Origin of the sequence: Nocardia sp. XZ_19_369 (genome assembly GCF_015355715.1) — a bacterium.
Lineage (GTDB): Bacteria > Actinomycetota > Actinomycetes > Mycobacteriales > Mycobacteriaceae > Nocardia.
Genome location: NZ_JACVED010000038.1, coordinates 1 through 1,101 on the forward strand (window position 1 = coordinate 1; position 1,101 = coordinate 1,101).

Here is a 1,101-nt window from a genome sequence, read left to right on the forward strand (position 1 = left end):
CACTCCGAACCCGTGAACACGGTGTCGTGTGTTGTTTCAGATACTGCACAGTGGACGCGTAGCTTCTTTGTTGGTAAGTCCTCGGCCGATTAGTACCAGTCACCTACACCCGTTACCGGGCTTCCAGTTCTGGCCTATCAACCCCATGGTCTGTGGGGGGCCTTAACCACTCGAAGGTGGTGAGAAACCTCATCTTGGAACAGGCTTCCCGCTTAGATGCTTTCAGCGGTTATCCCTTCCGAACGTAGCTAACCAGCAGTGCTCCTGGCGGAACAACTGGCACACCAGAGGTTCGTCCGTCCCGGTCCTCTCGTACTAGGGACAGCCTTCCTCAAGTTTCTGACGCGCGCGGCGGATAGAGACCGAACTGTCTCACGACGTTCTAAACCCAGCTCGCGTGCCGCTTTAATGGGCGAACAGCCCAACCCTTGGGACCTACTCCAGCCCCAGGATGCGACGAGCCGACATCGAGGTGCCAAACCATCCCGTCGATATGGACTCTTGGGGAAGATCAGCCTGTTATCCCCGGGGTACCTTTTATCCGTTGAGCGACACCGCTTCCACTTGCCGGTGCCGGATCACTAGTCCCGACTTTCGTCCCTGCTCGAGCTGTCGCTCTCACAGTCAAGCTCCCTTGTGCACTTGCACTCGACACCTGATTGCCAACCAGGCTGAGGGAACCTTTGGGCGCCTCCGTTACATTTTAGGAGGCAACCGCCCCAGTTAAACTACCCACCAGGCACTGTCCCTGAACCAGATCATGGTCCGAGGTTAGAAGTCCAATACGATCAGAGTGGTATTTCAACGATGACTCCACGAACACTGGCGTGCCCGCTTCACAGTCTCCCACCTATCCTACACAAACCGTACCGAACACCAATACCAAGCTATAGTGAAGGTCCCGGGGTCTTTTCGTCCTGCCGCGCGTAACGAGCATCTTTACTCGTAATGCAATTTCGCCGAGTCTGTGGTTGAGACAGCTGAGAAGTCGTTACGCCATTCGTGCAGGTCGGAACTTACCCGACAAGGAATTTCGCTACCTTAGGATGGTTATAGTTACCACCGCCGTTTACCGGGGCTTAAATTCTCAGCTTCGCACCC

General features: G+C 55.3%; 1 rRNA gene. It reads right to left on the reverse strand.

Annotated features, from left to right (window positions below):
- Nucleotides 1-69: 69 nt before the first annotated feature.
- Nucleotides 70-1,101 (reverse strand): 23S ribosomal RNA (locus IBX18_RS41820); the annotation flags it as partial.